Source organism: Paenibacillus camelliae (genome assembly GCF_023715345.1).
Classification (GTDB): domain Bacteria; phylum Bacillota; class Bacilli; order Paenibacillales; family Paenibacillaceae; genus Pristimantibacillus; species Pristimantibacillus camelliae.
Genome location: NZ_JAMBNY010000024.1, coordinates 1 through 18,905, shown reverse-complemented (window position 1 = coordinate 18,905; position 18,905 = coordinate 1). Strand labels below are relative to the sequence as shown.

The following is an 18,905-nucleotide window of genomic DNA, read 5'->3' as shown; positions in this document are numbered from 1 at the left end:
CTCCCTTATGTGCACGCAGCGAATGTTTAGCCGACAATTCCGGTACGTTCGATGCTTTCTACAAAGTAACGCTGAACAGCAATGTACATTAGAATTAACGGAGCAATGGCTAGTAATATCCCCGTATCAACAACCATAGCAACATGGTTCGGGTCTGCCTTAAAGCCAGAGCCGTGTGAATACCCCATTAGTACAGGGATAAACTGATTGGCCTGAGAGGAAAGCGTTGCGACCTTCAACGACATAAGCTCCATTCCACTCATAAACAACGTTGTATAAAAGGTGTCATTATACTGCCAGACAAAGCAAAACAATACGACGGTAATGATCGGCGGAACAGAGTTCGGCAGCATAATTCTAAAAAACGTTTGAATGCCTCCAGCACCGTCAATTAATGAAGCTTCCTCAATCTCCTTCGGTAAGCCCTTGAAGAACTGTCTAAAAATATAAATGAATAGCCCGGCCTTAAGCCCAATCGCTGTTGCTGATGTAATAATCGACGGCCAATACGTATTCATAAGATTGACCCCTGACTTGCCTGTAAAAAGCGATACCACTCCGAGAATATCAAAGTTTTTGAAATGCAGGTAATACGGCAGCATTAAGGTTGTACTCGGCACCAATATCGTCATTACGACAAAAGCAAACAATATTTGATTTCCCGGGAAATTAAATCTAGCAAAGCCATAGCCAGCTAAAGCACAGCTAGCTGTCGTAAGCAGCGTCGTAACGATGACGAACAGAAGCGTTTTACCGAGCATCGGAAAATAGTCGAGAATGCCCATTGCAAGATCAATATTTTCCCATGTGAAGTGGGTAGGAATCATATAGATCGTTGGATTGTAGATGTCAACCTTATCCTTAAAAGCAACCGATATTTTTTGTAATATCGGATAAATAATAATAAATGAAATACCGATGACGAGCAGCGCTCGAAATATCGAATACGTCACATCAAAAAAGCGTTGAATCGACTTTTGCTTTCTATAGTAGCTATTGTCCATTTCGTTCATTGCAGTCCCACCTTCTTTCTTTCGCTGACGCTCAATTGTAATGAATTCGCTTCGACAATACGAATCCAACGATAACGAGGATTAGCGCGACGATGATCGTATAGATCCAGCTCATCGCTGCACTCAAACCAAAGTTTTGAGTTTCGAATGCAACCGAGTAGATGAGTGTCGTCACTGGGCTGCCCGTAAAGGAGTCGATAATCGTATAGATGATATTCGTTAAAATTAACGGACTAACCATTGGAAAGGTAATTTTCCAAAAGCACTCATAGGCCGTCGCACCTTCCATTTTCGCAACCTCATACATTGAGCTAGGCACAGCCTGCAATGCAGCAAGAAAGATGAGGATCTGTACGCCTGAGCTTGTAATAATGTCATAGATTCCAAGAATGGCAGACACGATATAATCGACAAAGGAGCGAGGGATTCCTACATCCATCAGCATATACACAATCGATGTAATATTGTAGGAGGATAGATCTGCCTGCATTTCATCCAGATATGCCCCGCTGCCAATTAAGTTAATAAGTCCGGCCTGCTCGGCAGAAGCAATCGCATTGGATGCAAGAATAACTGGCAGGAAGAAGATTGCTCGTGCTAATGTACGACCGCGAAATTTTTGATTAAGCAGCGTCGCTGAAAATAAGCTAAAGAACAATATCATCGGTACACTAATAAGCATTTGCGATACCGAGCTCGTAATGACGCGGTTGAAGTTAGCATCTACCAGCAGTGCATTACGGAAATTCTCGAAGCCAATCGGCTCCAAGGAATAACCAACAGGCTGTATCACAAGCTTCGTGAAGCTAAACATTAACGATTGAACAAGCGGTGTTAAGTATAAGAATAAAAATCCAATAAGCCACGGGGCGATAAAGACAAAACCGAGCATGGATCGCTTCCGATGTAGAGACATTGAATTCCATTTCATCACTGATCACCGCCTATTCCATAATGTCTTGGTGCGACCTTAACGCCGTTTACGATAGCTTCCTGCTCTGTATAATTTACTAGGATAGAGGTTCCATTGTCGTATTTAACCTCGATAACTCCTGGCTTATGAACGATCCTCTCCTGCATATGAGATGCACTTACCGGTGCCAACACCGCACTTGCTTCCTTATACATCGCAGCTGCTTTTTCAAGCCATATCTCATAGTGAGTAGAAAAATACTCATCGTAGGCAGTGAACTTCAGCTCTGAAGAGTGATCATAGCTCCATACAAAGTGTGGATACGAACCCTGCTCAATTGAACGAAGCAGCTGCTCCTCTACATTCTGCTCATCTGAAATATTAATCGCATCTCCCGCATACGGAAGGTAACCGTGAAGCACCATTTGATAGAATGGAACACTCTCATCCGTAATGCTAAAGCTGCTTGATGAAGCAGGGACATCGATGAGATGATCCGCATAAGCCCATGCGTAGGCATGACCGCCAACGATGATGGTGTCATTGGCTTCAGCAAGCTTTGCTAACGATTGCTGTACAATTTGCTTTGCTGTATCTCGATGAATGACACGCGATACGCGATAATCCGCGCCAACAACATCACCAAGATCACGCAGTGATACGCCAGACAGATCCAATTTGCTCGTATAGGACTGCATAAACTTATCGACATAATGAGGAAGCTTTGCAGCTGACAGTAGGTAGTAAGAGCCCTTCAATGGATCCATTCGATTTAATGCTCGATTGTACGGATGCAGCTCAGCCACATCTCTCGTAACAAAGCGTGCTGCATCAGAGGCAGGAGTAAAGTTCAGATCATCGTTGTAAATGTACTGGAATGCAACGTCTGGATATAGCTTTCCGCCTGCTTCCTCCAGCTTGCTTGCTAGCCGCTGTAAGTCTTGCTTATCCCCTAGTACAGAATCTAAGCGAAGCTTTTCTGGCGTTTTATGCTTAATGCCTCGGTTAAACCATCCGATGTACCTCATATTAATATCTTGAACTCCCTGTGCTGACAGCTGATCGACAATTGTGCCTGCCTGCTCGAAGGTTGTTAAGGAATGCACCTTCTTGTATGGCACACCTAAAAACGAGGTTCGCTTATCGTAAGAGCCGAGCACATCGAGATAGAATGGAATGGAATCCATCTGCTCTAACGGCTTCAGCACACCCGCTTCGATAAGATGCTCGCGATAATTAGCTGCCATTCCACTATAGCTTGCTTCCTCACCTGCTAAGAAGCTGTAGCGAACCTGCACATCCTCATTAAAGCGCTGAGCATTCAAAATTTGAATTTCTTGGTACTTCGTTCCCGTATACATCTCTAGCCAATCCTCACCACGCAGGCTGAACGATGCATAAACGTTGTTGTAGCTGTTGCGTATGCCGCCAACAGAGGCTGTTACACTACCATTTGCCTCGCCAAGCGTCACTTCAGCAAACCAAGCTGCATCACCATTTTTCAGACCAAAAACCGGCATCCGAGCGCTTTCGCTTACCATTCCTCTTGCCCAGCGTGTATTGTTCGGATCGTCTCCATAGATGCGCTGTACATATTGCTCATCCTTTACCTTTCCATTATTCAAGTAAATGAGGCTGCCAGAGCCATCAGGTACGAGCATGTAGCCCTCTCCTTGAGAGCCAGCTGCTCCGAAGAATGGCAACACATCAATGCTTCGTATGAGATAGCTGGAAGTCTCTTGAATATAGGATGCTGGAACGGTAACGACTAGATCATTGTCGATTAGCCGATATTCTATGGCGATCGTAAAGGCAGGCTTCTCTGCCACTGCACCAGCGCCGCCTCCCTGCTCTGCCTCATCAAAGGCAAGATCCTCCTCGGTATAGCCTGCCTCCTCGAAGGCGGCAATCATTTTGTTTAGAACGAGCTTCTTCTCTACCTGTGCATCAAGTCGCTCCATAACTCCTGGTCGATCCTTGGACTCTATATATCTCGCACTGACATAATTCGCCGTTCCTTCTGGCAGCTTGGCTAATATAAGCGTCTCGAAGCGTTCCTTGCTAATATATTTGGGCAATGCATCGACACCCTTCGATACATCTCCCATCGTATAGATCACTCTAAGACCATCTGCGATCGATTCCGCCTGAAACTGCTCGTTAGCTATACTTTTCTCGTGATTCGTATACGTATATAAATTCCCTTCCAGGTCACGGTACTGCAAAACTAGCTGAGAGGACAGCATGCTCTGCTCGTACTGCGATGCCATCGAATCCTCTAGGCGATCGATAGGATTGCTGTACCACGTCTGTCTGCTTGCTCGATCGGTGACTGCAATCTCTGACGTTTCTTTATTATAGTGAAGCGCAAGCTGATCGTTTTGCGCGACCACCTTCATCCCTGCTATTTGTACTTGATCTCCTGCTGGAACACTTTGCAGCTCGCTGCCCGCTTCTGGCTCAGCAGAATAAGAATAAGCCGCAGTACTAATTGCAGGCACTCCTCGATTCATCATCCACACGATACCGATGATCACTCCTATAGAAAGGAGAGCACCGAATATCATATACCATCTCTTTTTCATCGTTTGGCTGCCCCCTTTCTACGTTCTGAACAGCAACTCTCGGTATATGTTATAAATAAAATCATAGATTTGCTGAAGCATGCTCAACACCAATGCCCCTAGAAAAACGATAATCCCCATCACAATAATGGTAAGCACCATCGTCACAATCGTTTTCATCACGGTATATTGATGAATCGTCATAATGCCGACAAACAGCAGCCACATAAACCATAAGGAAGCAATGGACAGCATCAAGTAGTAAAAGGCTGTCTCCTCCTGTGCCATATAGCGACTAATGAAGGTCATCGGAATATACACAATAACAATTGGTGTCAAAGAATAAGCAGTTACCTTAACAATTTCGGTAAATTTTCCTTCGCCATCCATCAGTGTCGTAATCGACCAATTCGCAACAACCCATAGCACAAAAGGAATGACAACGGTAATGATGTCCATAATGCTATTAATGGCACGAGGATCGGTATAGTTGACGAGAAAGCCCGCATACTGCTTTTGCAAAATAAACGCAATAATCGTAAATGCGATAAGCAGATATGAAGCCTTCATGCTGCCCTTATTATCGTACTTCAAGTCCCAAAAGCTACTGAATGGCTTAAAGATGACTTGAAATGGAAATCTGATTAGCTCCTGCTTCATAACGCCTGATCCCTCCCAGCAGAATACGTTGCAGTACGACCTTGTCGCTTGCTACGAACCTTACGCCATATCATTAAGCCGATGATCATTACCGCTGCAATGACGATGGTTGTCATAATCGTACCGAACTGCTCCTTCATTTCCTCGCGACGGTAACGTTTATAGGCTACCGAGTATTGATCCCGCTCCATTCCCTGCTTGAAATAAAATATTGCTTCTTCATTACGCTTGGACATGACAAGAGAGCGTCCAATTCCAATATAGGCAATATCATAATTGCTATTAAGGTCTAGCACTTGCTGCCATACGGGCACTGCTTCCTCACTATAGCCGTTATAATGAAGCCTTGAAGCCTCTAGTACCAGCTCGCCAAACATGGTTGGCTTAAACACGTGAATATTAGCTTTCGCTCGATCAAGCACAAGCTGATTCACTCCGTCGTATTCGACCGCTACAGGAGTTTTGAAGGTTCCGTTCTGGTTAGCGTGCATGCCATAGATGAAGAGTAGATTCCCTTCAGCGTCGTACGTGAAGATTCTCCCCTGATTGCTGTCTAGCGCGCTGTAGATACCATCACCTAAGTATTTAATATCGATAAAAATCGAAGGTCCAACAGAGGAGCGGAATCGAATATCACCCTTCACATGAAAGTAACCAAATCGCTTTAGGACATCCTCGCCTGAAGGATTAAGACGTTTAATCGGTGTTGGTGAGTTCAAGTCGATATTTGTCGCGTAGACGAAACCCTTATGATCAATATCTAAATTCGAAAATTCAGTTGGAATGAACAACACCATCTGACTGCGCTGCTCCTTGGTTGAAAAAAGTCTCCATATAATTTCGTAATAATCACGCTTCACTTCATTCGTTCCGATATAGCCTAGAAACTCACCATCGGTATCAAACTGCATAATGCCTTCAAACACTCCGCTTGCGACAACATACATCCGCTTCGCATCATCTACTGCTACCTTCGTCGGAGTGAATTTAAAGCCTGCAGCGATAATGTCCGATTGTGGATTGTCGATAATAAGCTTTACAGATCCATCTTTATTGAGCACGATCAGCTTTCCAAGCCCGCTATCAGCGATATACAACGTCTCATCCTCGTCTACATACAAGCCGCTAACCGTGCCAAATGCGCCGATGCCCTCCACGGAATCAATGATTCGATCAAGTGACCAATCTGGGCGTATAACGACGATTCGCTTATTCCCCGTATCTGCCACATAGATATTCCCGCTTGGGGCGATGACCATATCATTAGGCTCCAGAAATGGCTCGATGCCTAGGTCGCTCCCTCCTACTGTTCGACTTGGTACGAACGCTGCAGGAGATGCAACTGCTTCCTCCCAGTAGTTATAGTTGTAGGCTTCATAGGGTGTACTCGCGTGAACGACATCTATCCATGCAGTAGTAAAGAGCACGGAGGCCATGACGATAGCTGAAACCATTGCTTTGATCCTCATCATATCCCTCCTAGTCCTTCATCCCGGAGGATGCCATCGTCTCAATGATTTTACTTTGTGAAAATACGAATAACGTAATCGGTACGCTCATTAATATTAATGCGACCGCTGCAGCCGCGCCTGCTCTCGCTATGCCCCCGTAAATAATTTGATTAGCGGCAAAGTGAAGACTTTTCAGCTGCTCGCTATAGATAAAGCCATTCCCGTCACTTCCCCACAGGATTTGAAATTGAAGAATAACGAGTGTCAGCCAAGCTGGCTTTACATTCGGCATTACAATCGTCCAAAAGATTCGATACTCGCTTGCTCCATCAATTTTTGCTGCTTCTAGCAGTGCATCCGGCATTTGCTCCATAAACTGCTTCATTAGATACAGACCTAGTGAATAGGAAAACGCAGGCACGATGACAGCCCAATACGTGTCAATTAAGCCTAGCCAGCTCATTACCATATAGTTCGGAATCGCTGTAACTGCCGGTGTAAACATTAGAGAAAGCACAACGACTTGGAACAAAGACTTTTTACCTGGGAAGCGATGCTTCGCAAGCGGAAAGGCAGCTGCTGAAGCGAAGATCACATGCCCAATGACACCGGTTAACGTAATAAAAACGGTATTGAATATATAACGGCTAAACGGTACCCATGACTCACCGAGCAAATTCAACAAATCACTAAAGTTATTCAATGTCGGGTTTCGAACAAATAAGGTCGGTGGGAATAGAAAGATCTCGTCTAACGGCTTAAATGCATTATTAATGGCATACACCAAAGGCAAAACCATGAAAGCTCCAAAGAAAGCTAATACTGTAAATAAGCTAAAGCTTCCCCAGAACGAGCGATTTACCCTTTTAGTGCGCAATTTGAAAGAAAAGGGCATGCTCATTCACCTACCTTACGTAATAGTTTTTGCACAATAAGGTTCGTGCTCAGCATGATGATAAATAGTACGGTAGCAATCGAAGAGGCAAAGCCCATCTCAAAGCGTGTCGTACCGTAGTCGATCAGATGTGTAACGATCGTTTCGGCGGCATAGTTGACGCTTGGAAACCCTGCTAAGGCAATCGATACATCCGATACTGCAAGTGATGTCGTGATCTGAATAACAGCGCCGAACATAAGCTGCGGACGCATTGAAGGCAGCGTAATGTACCATAGCTCCTGCCAGCGATTACGAATGCCGTCCACTGCTCCAGCCTCATACAATGTGCGGTCAACCGTCTGAAGTCCTGCGATAAAGGCAAGGAAGCCTGTACCGAGGGACAGCCACAGCTGCACAATTATGATGATGGCTAATATATACTGCTCTTCCTTCAACCACTGAATCGGCTCCATCAGAATACCGAGCTTCAATAGCAGGCCGTTCATTATGCCGTAGCGATCACCGGAAAAGATCATCAGCCATATGAAAAACACATTGCCCGAGATCGAAGGTGCGTAAAACACAAGCGTCATAAAGGCACGCAGCTTCGGGGACAGCTCATTAATGATCCATGCAAACACAAAGCAGGCAATATAGCTGACCGGGCCTGTAATGACAGCAAACAGTATTGTATTTTTTATAGCGATTAGAAAGATATCATCCTCTAGGAACAATCTAGAATAGTTGTGCCAGCCAATAAACTTAGGAAATTCAAGCATATTAAAGTACGTAAAGCTTAAAACCATTGACATAATGACCGGCAACACCGTAAATACGGCAAAAAGTATCATATAAGGCGCGAGAAGCACATAGGAGTGCTTGCTCTTTTTTATTTCGCTAACCTTTAAGCTCCACCAGTTAGACATGCCGCAAGCCCCTCCTTATTGTGGCAAGCCAAATTCTTCGCGCTTGTTCTCGATTTCGTCTTGAATGTACTCCACATAGTCCATTAGCGCCTCCCGTGCTTCGACCTCACCAATCACGGTTTTGTAGAAGGCGTTGAATAGATGACGACCAGTAAAGTAGCCTCCTGGCACCTCTGGAATGCCGACCACATGGTCGAACTGCTCCTTCAGCTGTTCATAGTCAGCAACTGGCCATGGAAGACTATCCAGTGCATTAATGTTCGCTGTAGGATAACGCGCGGCTGCTCCCATTAGCCCTTCCATCTCGCGGCCAAACTTCGCCTGCGTATCATCACTCGTCCACCACTTCATAAACTCCCAAGCAGCTTCCTTATCCTCTGCGCTTTCTAGCATCATGACTGCCGAGCCACCGCTAGGCACCTGGTTATTAATCGTTCCATCAGGCTGTACTGTACCTGGAATAGGTGCAAATCCCCATAGTCCACGGATTTCAGGCGCGAAAACCGTCAGCTGATTATAAATGGTATAGTCTGCAATACCGATTGGCATTTCTCCTGTACGGAAGCGATTGGCGAAGTCATACTCACGCTCCAGCTTGTAGTCGGTGTAATATTCCGTCCACTGCTTGAAGGTTTCAATCGCGACGCGCGAATCTAGATCCGACTCTTTGCCATCGTTACGGTAGAATTGTCCTCCGTTTTGGAACAATAGTGCAGCGTATAATGAGTTTGGCGGAATATTTTGGCCTTGAATCGCGGCCTGCTGAACCTGTGGCAATCCAAACGCCATATGATTTTTGCTCAACACAGCGAGCATCGCAGATACTTCATCCCATGTCTTTGGAACCTCTAGCTCCAGCTCCTCCAGTACATCCTTTCGATAAAACAGCATATTGAATGTTTGCTGCTCTGGCAGCGCATAGACGCCGTTTGTATACTGATATGGAACGACTGCGCTGCTGCGGAAGCGTTTAGCTACTTCAGCATAATCGGCAAATTGGGTTAGATCCGCTGCTGCATTTCTCATCGCAAAGTTAACCGGTATGTCATTGTCGATCTGCATCGCGACATCAGGTCCTTGACCGGCAAGCGTTGCTGGGAGCAGTGTGTGCATCTGGACTAGCTTCAGATTGACATTAATTCCCGTCTGTGAGGTAAAGGTTTCGTCAATCATCGCCTTCATCGTATTGGCTTGATCTCGACCGCTTCCGATCCATACAGTAATCGTGCGCTGATCCTTTTGATCGGATACGTTTCCAATACTGTTGTAGTCAATAAAGAAAGAGTTGAAGAACGTTTGCATTTCATGCTTCAGCTTGGAAGCAACACTTAAGCCCTGTACCTTCACCTTTGTATCTGGTGAGCTTAAAATAATTGCATCAATCTCAAGCGGGTGCTCTCTTGCCTGCTGCACCCAAGTTCCTAGACCACCAGTATTGGTTTTGTAATCGGTTAGCTTGCGATGAATATTGTCTGGCTTTTCAATCATCTCGCCAAGCTGAATGGCCATTGATTTCAATAGTGCTTCTTGATCACTTGTTCCTCCTGCAAGCTGCTTTAGATGAGCAGCTACATCGGATAAGCGATCTCGTTCAAAGGTTAATGTTTCTATTAAATTAGGGATCTTACTAGTTAGCTGATAGTCTCGATATTCATCAGGCTTCGTACCCGTAATCATCAGAATGCTACGATATAGCGAGTTCAGCTCATATAGGGAGTCCTCCACCTCTGAGATCAGCTCTGCAAAAGGTCCCAATGTATTTTCCAAGCGGAGCGTATGCTTGCCAGCTGTGAAGTAGTAAAGATAAGGCTCATCATCCTCACCTAGCGTGTCAAGACGATATCCGCTTTTATACTTAAACCCGACTTGATTCATTTCCTCAAAAGGTACGACTCCGTCAATGTAAAGCTTTCGAGTGGAGTAGATTCCTCTCACCCAGTTTTGCTGCGCAATAAAGGACAGCTCATATAGACCATCCTCGGGCACATCGATCTCCCACTCGATCCATTGACCAGGCAAGCGCCAATTGTAGCCACCTATCGTATTTATTTTGATTAGAGAAGCGCTATACGGAGATACCGCTGCACTAGTACGTTCGCTCACAGGATATAACGTCGGAGATGATTTTTTAATTGCTGCCTCGCCTTCAATTCGAAGCTCTATCCCTGAGGTCATTTGAATGCCTTGCTGCTCATATTGCTGCTTAAGCTCGTCATAGCTAGGCAGTGCTGGCTGCTGCTTCAAACGAATCTCTTTCATAACGACAGGCTCACGCGAGGCTTGAAATGACAACGTATGTGTTCCTTTTGTAATATAAAATTGGAACGGCTCTGTTATGTAGCCATTGGAATCCTGAACTACCTTCGTTGTCCACTCTGGATACTCCACTTGTCGTGGTCTCAGCTCATTGCCTTGATTATCAACCTTGATCGTGTCCAGCTCATTGTTCCAAATCCGGTCAAACTGAATAAACTGCGCCTCTTCAAACGGCACTTTCCCATCTAGCTTCACAATGCGCTCGATTGCTGAGCTTTTGCCCGCAACCGGATAATAAAGCAGCTCCATCGTATATAGACCACTTGCTGGTGCTGTAAAGCTCCACTCGACCTCACCCGTCTCACCTGTCCATAATGAAGATCCTTGCATTCCTTCAAAGCTATCAAGCACTTCAAAGTCGTCACCGAGCAATCTCGAATATTGTGCTGCATCAATAATAATGTCTTGCTCAGCCTTTGGTTCATGTTCATACTGCGCGATATAGGCGGCGTAGCTATTCTCACTATGACGCAGCTTCCCTTCATACGGAGTTTTAGCAGCCGCATCCAACGGTTTGTTATCAGAAAGCAAATTTAAGATAATAAGTACAGCGCATAGCAAAACACATACACCAATCACTATTGCAACCGACTTAGGGTTTCGATGCTGACGGTTCACCACATTACCTCCTCAATCCCGCCTCTAAGCAGAGTTGTCTGGAAAGTACTTGATAGTTAGTTAATCCAAACGGAGCCGCTACGGAGCAAAGCGTTCTTCCACTCGCGTTTAATGCCTGAAGCCTGATTCCTCTAATAAATAAGGTAGAATCAGGCTTCAAAGGCGAGCACTGTCGTTTTTCAGAATCTCATTGCTTCTTCGCTCACTATGAGCTTGAGCTAACTATTAAAGATGTCTACTTTTCAGAGAACTCTAATACTACATTACTGACCTAGCTTCGTTAAAGACTCTGCTGCAGGACCTTTATAGGTTTCAGCTGCCGCAGCTGGTGAAATTTGATTCACGACAACATCATTGACAAATGCCCACGTAGGGAAGTCAGGGAATGCCTCATCTACAGTAATTAAGCCTGTGCCTGCAATATGATCACGAAGCATCATAACGTCATCCTCATAGCTATAAATGCTTTCAAGATAGTCTTGTCCTGGGTACTCCTCAAGCATTGGAATATCGAAGGTTTCTTCGAAAATTTGGTAGACCAGATCAGGGTCCTTTACACCTTTACCAATAAATTTGGCTGCAGCGGCTGAATTCGCATAGGTGTAAGACGTTGTTTGGTCTGGACCTTTTGGAATTGGAACTATACCGAATTCAAAGTTCAAGCCTCCAAGATTCCATTCCGCAACCGTGAACATGGCAACATCGCCTTCTTTGAAGGTATTGGATTCCTCCCAGTTCATCGGATCGCCAGTGCTTACTTTTACAACCTTATCTACGTTATACAGCTGGTTCAAAAACTCTGCAGTTTTAATAGAACCAGGACTTGTTAATCCCTCTACTAAATTCTCTTCATCTACGATGTGAACGCCGTTTGATACTGCAAAATGCTTATATGCATCAACCGACCATGCTGCGAAGCCCCACACATCATTTTTCCCATCATTGTTTGTATCCTTCGTTGCTGTCTTAGCCAGCTCTAAAAACTTATCCCATGTCCATTCCCCACGCTCATATAGCTCCTTAGGATCTTCTAGATTGAGCTCCTTGAATAGATCGCGATTGTAGTGAAGACCTGCACCGATTGCGACCGGATTATCAAAGCCATAGTAGTCGCCCGCTAGCGGGGAGTACTTCGTTAGCAGATTCGCTTCATTGTTAATGTTGTGGTTTTCATTCGTAAACTCACTAATCGGTAGAATAAGTCCTTTATTAATAAGTGGAAGTGCTGCCTTATACTCGAGCTGTACAATATCAGCGAACGGCTCACCCGCTAATACGCTGTTCGTAAAGTTTGGAACCATTTCTTCAAATGGCACAGTTACAAATTCAATCTTTACGTTGTATTTCTTTTCAACCTCTTCGATTTTCGCTAAGCGGTTAATATCAGATTGTGTTGTGCCAGCTGGTGTTAGATCCCACCAAGCAGCAATTTTAATGACGCGACCACCGAGATCATATGTCTCTTCTTCTACTGTCTCTGATGGTTCTGGTGTTGCTGTTTCCTCGCTTACTGGCGATGGTGATGGTGTTGGTGTTGCATTTCCTGAATTGCTATTCCCTCCGCTGCAAGCAGATAGAACAACCATGAAGCAGATCAACAAAAATGAAAACCCTTTCAATTTACGCATTTTTTAACCTCCCATTTTTATTGTTGTTCCAGGTATGCAATAACAAAATAGGACAAATGAAGTTATACTATGAAGAAACTAACCATCATAACAAAACAATAATTGTTATGTTTGTTATTTTGTTAGCGCTTCCTTACATAACAAATATTAACATGCGCATAACATTTAGGTCAATAAGCAAAATAAAAAATAATAATTTATCGCATTTCACAGCAAATAGTGCGTTCTCTAAGAATATTATTGCAATAACGAGAATAACATGTTATGTTGAAGATAACAAAAATAACAAAAACGGAGAGTTGTGGTATTGTGCGGAAAAAGGTTACCATTCAAGAAATCGCAGATGCAACTGGCCTGTCTAAATATGCTGTCTCTAGAGCATTAGCAGGTAAATCAGGAGTAAGTTCAGAAACCAGGCAATATATCATTCAGACTGCAGAGCATCTAGGTTATTTCTCCACGAGGACGATCACTCGTCAGCAGTCGGCACCTCCGCCTTCCAGTGATGGTAGCTGGAGCGGCACTGTGCTTATTCTATTCCCTGACGTTCGATATCAAAATACAGATTCATTATATTGGGGACCGATTTTCAATGGTATATCCTCAGCATTGAATAAAAAAGGCTTCAATATTTTAACGTTAACGGAGCCTAGTAATGATTCGATCTTTACCTTGCTCAATCCAGGAGCTATACAGGGCATTATATCCGTGGGTTCCATATCTACATCTCTTCTGCTTGAATTAAAACGAAGCAGCATTCCGGTCGTTATGGTTGATCACAGCGATCATGAATTTGTATGCGATTCTATATTCAGTGACAACATGGGAGCAATCTCGCAAATTATGAATGAACTGTGCCAGGCAGGATATCGTCGCTTTCAATTTATCGGCAATATTCAAGAAGCGCCTAGCTTTAAGGAACGCTGGATTGCATTCCGAAGTTCACTTGAGGAACGGAATATTCCACTGAAGCAAAATTTTCGATTAATTTCCGAGGAAGTGGAGGATATCCACACGGTCATTCCTAAGGTGCTTGAGGAGGATGGGCTGCCAGAGGTTTTTGTATGTGCTAATGACATCTATGCTGATTTTACGATAGAGGCATTAGGACATGCTGGCTATGAAGTACCGCGTGACTGCATTTTTACAGGCTTCGACTATACTCATCCAGGGCTTCCGCTATATGCAACGATGAATGTTAAGAAGGAGCTTTTAGGAAAGCGCTCCGTTGAGCAGCTGCTATGGCGCATTATGAATCCTGATCAGCCGTATGAGCGAAAGCTGTTGCATGCTGATCTAATTGTTAATAAGCATTTTTCTAGCATTCGGTCCTAGACTTAACAAAAAGCCGCTCTACACTTTTACAAGCGTAGAGCGGCTTAAATTTATTTCTTAATGTCTGTAGCTTAAACCATTACTTTGCAGATATTATTGCTTAGCTCCACTGGATCATCAATGGACAGACCCTCGATGAGCAGCGCCTGGCTGTAAAGAAGCTGTGTATAGAGACCGAACTTTTCTTGATCCTGCTCAAATGCATTTTTCAATGCACTATATACATCATGATTAATGTTAATCTCAAGCACCTTATCTGCTTTAACGCCGCCTGCATCAGGCATCGCTTGAAGAATCTTCTCCATCTCGATGGAAAGCTCACCTTCAGAGGACAAGCAAACAGGGTGGCTTTTTAGACGCTTAGAAGCTTTTACTGCTTTTACTTTACCATCAAGCAGCGAGCTCATACGCTCAAACAGCTCCTTCGCTTCCTCATTCTCCGCCTCAGACTGGTCGTCGTTCTCGTTTGCCTCAAAGCCAAGATCTCCACTTGCTACGTTGCGGAATTCCTTCTCCTTGTAATTCGCAATGATTTTTATCGCGAACTCATCGATATCATCGGTTAAATATAGCACCTCATAGCCTTTATCTAACACGACCTCCAGCTGTGGGGATTTTTCAATACGTGCAACAGATTCACCCGTAGCATAATAAATATATTTTTGCTCCTCAGGCATACGTTCAACATACTCAGCAAGGCTGACCTGCTTTTTGTCCTTGGAGGAGGTGAAGATCAACAGATCCTGTAGATCTCCTTTATTCATGCCATAATCATTATAAACACCAAATTTTAGCTGACGGCCAAATGCTTCGAAGAACTTTTCATAGCTCTCACGCTCGTCTTTAAGCATGGACTGCAGCATTGATTTGATTTTGTTTTTAATATTTTTAGCGATCAGCTTAAGCTGACGGTCATGCTGCAGAAGCTCACGCGAAATATTAAGCGACAGATCCTCAGAGTCAACCATACCCTTCACGAAGCTGAAATAATCAGGCAGCAAATCTCCGCATTTTTCCATAATTAATACGCCATTGGAGTACAGCTCAAGCCCTTTTTCGAATTCCTTCGTATAGTAATCGTAAGGAGCGCTTTCTGGAACAAATAAAATCGCATTGTACACAACCGCACCATCAGCACTAATATGTACATGCTTTAGTGGCTTGTCGAAGCCATAGCGCTTATCCATATAAAATTGGTTGTAATCTTCATCGGTTAGCTCGCTTTTGTTACGGCGCCAGATCGGAACCATACTGTTGAGTACTTGTTCCTCTGTCACCTCCTCAAACTCACCCTCTGCATCTGCTTTCGGCTTCTGTGTCGTCATATCCATTTTGATCGGATAACGGATAAAATCAGAGTACTTTTTAACGATAGCCTTTAGGCGATAAGGCTCCAAATACTCGTCATATTGCTCTTCCTCTGAATTTTCCTTAATATGCATTACAATTTCAGTACCTACTGTGTCCTTCTCAGCTGACTCAATCGTATAGCCGTCAGCACCAGCAGAGATCCAGCGGTATGCCTCTTCACTTCCTAGTGCTCGTGAAGTAACAACGAGCTTGTCTGCAACCATAAATGCAGAATAGAAGCCAACACCAAATTGCCCAATAATGTTATGCCCATCTTGAGCTTCATTTTCCTTTTTAAATGCTAGTGATCCACTTTTCGCAATTACGCCAAGGTTGTTGTCTAGCTCCTCCTTAGTCATACCGATTCCTGTATCGGTAATCGTAATCGTGCGAGCGTTAGCGTCTACAGCAATTTTAATGAAATAGTCTTCTTTGTTGAATACGAGTGTGTCGTCTGTTAATGCTTTATAGTAAATTTTATCAATCGCATCACTAGCATTGGACAGAAGCTCTCTTAAAAAGATTTCCTTCTGTGTATAAATGGAGTTAATCATCATCTCCAGCAATCGTTTAGATTCTGCTTTGAACTGCTTTTTAGCCATCGTCGATTATTTCTCCCTTCAACCCATAAGTTGTTAGCACTCAGTATGCTAGAGTGCTAATCTTATAAAATATATACCATACTATGAATTTAGTTGTCAACGAGCTGTGTTATACGCATGAAGCAATGTATACCGCTCCGGTCGTACACGGTGAGCCTCGCGCAGCGCCTGCTCAGCCAGCTCCTTAGCAATGCCAAGCTGTTCAATGGTTGCCGGACCTCCCACTTTAGCCAGTAACGCTCTAAGCTCATTAGCGGTTGGAATATCGTTGATCCCGCGTTTAATAACTTGCCAATGATTACGTACCGATTCACGAACGTCAGGCTGAAGTCCAAAGTCCTCTGCCGACAATTGATGGTATAGCTCAGCAATCATCGTACAGCTTACCCCAACCTTCGCGCCGTGCAGCAGCTGTCGTTTTCCCTTCTTAATGAAGTCCATTTCCCAGTAATGAGAAACATGGTGCTCAGCCCCAGATGCAGGGTGAGATTTTCCGAATATAAGCATGGCAATGCCTGACTCGATTAAACCGCTCATCAAGCTGGCAATTCCTTGTTCCTCTCCTTGCTCAATCAGCTCTACTGCACCTACACATCTATTAAGGGCTTGCTTTGTAATGATATAAGCCTGCTCCATATAGGGCTCTTCATTCGTTATTCGCCCGAATGTCCAATCGAACAATGAAGTATACTTTCCTAGTATATCGCCAAAGCCAGCGGCTATAAGCTCTCGAGGAGCTGACTTCAATATATGTAGATCGGCAAATACTGCATTCGGCCCGATCGATACAATCGTTTTCTTCTCACCCCGCAGAATAATAGGCGCTCCTTTAGAGTTGAAGCCATCAACAGAAGGAGCTGTAGGAATCGATATGAAAGGAAGCTCGAGCGTATAGCCTACCATTCTCGTAATATCATGAATTGTTCCACTGCCTACTGCCACGAGCACATCCGGCTGACGTTGCTTGGCTGCTAACATTAATTCGACTAATGATTGCTCATCTGCGACGACGTCACCTACATGATTCGGTGTTATGAACACTGTATTCACCCGGTCTACCTGCTGCTCTGCTAGAAGTTGCTCAAGCTGCTTACCTGCGACGCGATAGGTGTTGTCGTCTACAACAATCATGACCGAAGAGAAGTGCTTCGCGATATATGAAGCCGCCTTGCTTAACGCTCCCGCTTCAATTACAATCGTATCCATTCCGATACTCTCTCTCGTCTCCTGATCTAACCCATTCAATATGGAGATAATGCTCTGTTCATATCGCACTGCTTCCCCTCCTCAGTGACTCTAATAAATAATAGGAGGTCTACAGCTACATTGATCGCTGTGACCTCCTACCATTATAACGTTATTTATCTTATAATTTCCATTCTATTAAGTGCTAAAGCCCCGTATGGAAGTAGCCATCAATTTTATAAACCTTCTGCTCCAACGTATCCTTATCCTGTACGGTTAGCAAATAATTCGTGTATTCATTGACTACAACAATCTCCTGTAGCAGAAGGCCATTTTCAGCATTCCCAGGTGCGATCTCAATCGGCACCCCGTCAACTTCATAGATGAGTGATACAATTGAATATTTGTTTGGCATAATGCGCAAGTATGGCTGCGGGTATGGACTGTCTACGCCGAAGCTTATAACACCCTCGTATTCCTCGCCATAACCCTCAATATAATAATAAATCGGTTGATATTCCTCCATTGCCATCCCAGGACCACCAAAGGATAGGGCTACTGGCATATCGGTCTGATCGGGAACAGTCTCAATGACCATTGAGAATACCTTTTCGCCAAATTGACTATGATTCATCGTTACAGAAACGATAAGATAATCTGAACTATCAGGATATAATGGATATCTGATCATATTACCCTCAACCTCATGTATCTGCTCAGGCCCTATTACCGCAGATGAGATGATGAAATCTTCACTTGGGGAATAGATTCTTAATTGTGACTCCTCTAGTACAGTAATTGGTCCACTAATATTTAGATGTGTCGAATCACTAGCATCGCGTGAGTATGGGACAGAGACGTATTCCCCTTCCTCTATTCCAAAGTCAATGATCAACGGATATGCAACATCATCCCAGACTTGCGGCATTACTACATTTCCGTGCAGCGTGAATGTTTCATTACCATAGATAGGATGGGACATGTTAATCTCTATGACTAGCTCTGATACTTCCTCAGGCAATGTCCACATGTAGCGATCAACACCACCTTGCAAGCTCTGCCCGTTTATCGTAACTGCTAGTATAGTAGCATCAGTAACATTAGGAGTTATCACGAGCTGATCTGAACCTTGAGCGACCAAGGCTTCACCAAGCATAAAGCTTAATGATTCCTGCTGACTCACGCTATAGCCTAACGTCTTGTTATACCCATGTAACATGTGCTCTATCGTAAATGGTGCTGCTTCATCCTCCCAGCTCGGCGGTGGTTCATACGATACGATGCCGCGAAGCGTCAGCTCTGCGGACCCATAGCTTGGATGATACACGTCAATCAACGCATAAAGATCTGATGACGATTCAGGTAAATCCCATACATAGCTGCCATTAACCTTTTGTACGTCCACACCATTTATCGTTACCGCTGTAAGATCAGCACCTGCTACATTCGGAGTAAGAATTAATTGAG

At 44.2% G+C, this 18,905-nt stretch carries 13 protein-coding genes; 1 reads left to right on the top strand and 12 read right to left on the bottom strand.

Features of this window, described 5'->3' with window-relative positions:
* Window positions 1-26: 26 nt before the first annotated feature.
* From M3180_RS21835 to M3180_RS21795, 9 genes are all read right to left on the bottom strand, one after another.
* Window positions 27-1,004, bottom strand: a complete 978-nt coding sequence (locus M3180_RS21835; protein WP_251671526.1) for a carbohydrate ABC transporter permease — start codon at window positions 1,002-1,004, stop codon at window positions 27-29.
* Window positions 1,005-1,044: 40 nt separating this feature from the next.
* Window positions 1,045-1,944: a carbohydrate ABC transporter permease gene (locus tag M3180_RS21830; RefSeq protein ID WP_251671474.1), complete on the bottom strand. Its 900-nt coding sequence runs from the start codon at window positions 1,942-1,944 to the stop codon at window positions 1,045-1,047.
* Window positions 1,944-4,511, bottom strand: coding sequence for a DUF5696 domain-containing protein (locus M3180_RS21825; protein WP_251671472.1), 2,568 nt, complete (start codon window positions 4,509-4,511; stop codon window positions 1,944-1,946). Before M3180_RS21825 ends, M3180_RS21830 begins: the two co-directional genes overlap by 1 nt.
* 18 nt (window positions 4,512-4,529) lie before the next feature.
* Window positions 4,530-5,150 carry a Yip1 family protein gene (locus M3180_RS21820; protein ID WP_251671470.1) on the bottom strand — a complete coding sequence of 207 codons (621 nt, stop codon included), beginning with the start codon at window positions 5,148-5,150 and terminating at the stop codon, window positions 4,530-4,532.
* Complete coding sequence (locus tag M3180_RS21815; RefSeq protein WP_251671467.1) at window positions 5,147-6,619, bottom strand: NHL repeat-containing protein; 1,473 nt, start codon at window positions 6,617-6,619, stop codon at window positions 5,147-5,149. Before M3180_RS21815 ends, M3180_RS21820 begins: the two co-directional genes overlap by 4 nt.
* 10 nt (window positions 6,620-6,629) lie before the next feature.
* Entirely contained in the window at window positions 6,630-7,502 is an 873-nt protein-coding gene (locus M3180_RS21810) for a carbohydrate ABC transporter permease (RefSeq protein ID WP_251671465.1), read from the bottom strand.
* Window positions 7,499-8,404 carry a carbohydrate ABC transporter permease gene (locus M3180_RS21805; RefSeq protein WP_251671463.1) on the bottom strand — a complete coding sequence of 302 codons (906 nt, stop codon included), beginning with the start codon at window positions 8,402-8,404 and terminating at the stop codon, window positions 7,499-7,501. The genes M3180_RS21810 and M3180_RS21805 overlap by 4 nt, the downstream gene beginning before the upstream one ends.
* Window positions 8,405-8,419: 15 nt before the next feature.
* The gene (locus M3180_RS21800; RefSeq protein ID WP_251671461.1) at window positions 8,420-11,338 is read right to left on the bottom strand and encodes an extracellular solute-binding protein; all 2,919 of its coding nucleotides are present in this window, start codon (window positions 11,336-11,338) and stop codon (window positions 8,420-8,422) included.
* Between the two features lie 263 nt (window positions 11,339-11,601).
* Window positions 11,602-12,966, bottom strand: a complete 1,365-nt coding sequence (locus M3180_RS21795) for an ABC transporter substrate-binding protein (RefSeq protein ID WP_251671459.1) — start codon at window positions 12,964-12,966, stop codon at window positions 11,602-11,604.
* A 309-nt stretch (window positions 12,967-13,275) separates the two neighbouring features.
* Between M3180_RS21795 and M3180_RS21790 the strand changes: the two genes are divergently transcribed.
* On the top strand, window positions 13,276-14,301 hold the full coding sequence (locus M3180_RS21790) for a LacI family DNA-binding transcriptional regulator (protein WP_251671457.1): 1,026 nt from the start codon (window positions 13,276-13,278) through the stop codon (window positions 14,299-14,301).
* A gap of 71 nt (window positions 14,302-14,372) precedes the next feature.
* On the opposite strand, the gene htpG is transcribed toward M3180_RS21790, so the two are convergent.
* The 3 genes from htpG to M3180_RS21775 form a co-directional block, all read right to left on the bottom strand.
* The gene (gene htpG, locus M3180_RS21785; protein ID WP_251671456.1) at window positions 14,373-16,253 is read right to left on the bottom strand and encodes a molecular chaperone HtpG; all 1,881 of its coding nucleotides are present in this window, start codon (window positions 16,251-16,253) and stop codon (window positions 14,373-14,375) included.
* A 96-nt stretch (window positions 16,254-16,349) separates the two neighbouring features.
* On the bottom strand, window positions 16,350-17,528 hold the full coding sequence (locus tag M3180_RS21780) for a sn-glycerol-1-phosphate dehydrogenase (RefSeq protein WP_251671454.1): 1,179 nt from the start codon (window positions 17,526-17,528) through the stop codon (window positions 16,350-16,352).
* A 115-nt stretch (window positions 17,529-17,643) separates the two neighbouring features.
* Window positions 17,644-18,905: hypothetical protein (locus M3180_RS21775; RefSeq protein WP_251671451.1), on the bottom strand; the 1,262-nt coding region annotated here is incomplete at its 5' end.